Origin of the sequence: Micromonospora sp. C81 (assembly GCF_018070425.1) — a bacterium.
Classification (GTDB): Bacteria; Actinomycetota; Actinomycetes; order Mycobacteriales; family Micromonosporaceae; genus Micromonospora; species Micromonospora zamorensis.
The window spans coordinates 1-871 of sequence record NZ_JAGPXS010000047.1; the positions used below are offsets into that span (position 1 = coordinate 1).

The 871-nt window shown below is 66.9% G+C and carries 1 protein-coding gene; it reads right to left on the reverse strand.

Features of this window, described 5'->3' with window-relative positions; genetic code table 11:
- Window positions 1–272: 272 nt before the first annotated feature.
- Window positions 273–833 carry a hypothetical protein gene (locus KBX46_RS32220; RefSeq protein WP_210795869.1) on the reverse strand — a complete coding sequence of 187 codons (561 nt, stop codon included), beginning with the start codon at window positions 831–833 and terminating at the stop codon, window positions 273–275.
- Window positions 834–871: the final 38 nt, after the last annotated feature.

The following is an 871-nucleotide window of genomic DNA, read 5'->3' on the forward strand; positions in this document are numbered from 1 at the left end:
CTTCGCGCGATCGACCGCAACGACTCACTCGCAGCCCGACCCAACCCGATCTGCTCCCGCTCAAACGGACTCAACCTCGACGCCATAACCACCCCAACGAACATCACGGAAGGGTGTTGCAACCACCGGTTGAGCCCGCCGCGCTGACGGAAAGTGTCCAAGGTCTGCCGGGCCTGGTTGTCGGTGTTCTTGTGGTTGTGCGGGATATGCCGCTGGCCGGCACCCCGGGTGGGGGTGCCGGCCAGCTGTGCTGTGCGGTGTGTGTTGGTGGGTCAGCTGTTCCAGTGCTGGCCGACCAGGTCGGTGGCCTGCTGTTCCCACTGGGCGTAGGCGTCGGGGTAGGCGGAGACCTGGACGGTCTGCGCGGCGTCGGTCAGCGCCATGTCCTGCCAGCCGTCGACCTGGCGGAGGCCCTTGAGGAACGCGGTGGTGGAGTAGGCGGGGTCGGTGATCTGCTCCGGGGTGCCCCAACCACTGGTCGGGCGCTGCTGGAACAGGCCCAGCGAATCATGGTCATTGGCGTCGCCGAGGTGGCCCAGGTTCTCCAGCTTCGACTCCTGCAGGCTCGTCGCGATCGAGATCACCGCGGCGCGCTCAGGCAGGCCGGCCTTCTTCGTGGCGGCGATGATCGCCTTGACGTTGGCGGTCTGCTCATCGTTGAGGGTGATGTGGGACTGGTCGCCCTGGGGCTTCGGGGCGGCCGACTGCACCGCCACCGCGACCGGCTTGGCATCCACGGGGTTGGCGTGGGCGGCGATCGGGCCGGCGAAGACACCACCGGCGAACGCGAGACCAGCAACAGACAACATGCTCTTACGGAAGATCGTGTTCATGGGGGTAGCTCCTTCGGGGGTAGGAAACACCCGCACCG

Excerpts from the sequence above, each read along its gene's own strand:
- KBX46_RS32220 (WP_210795869.1), bottom strand. The coding sequence starts at position 833 with ATGAACACGATCTTCCGTAAGAGCATGTTGTCTGTTGCTGGTCTCGCG.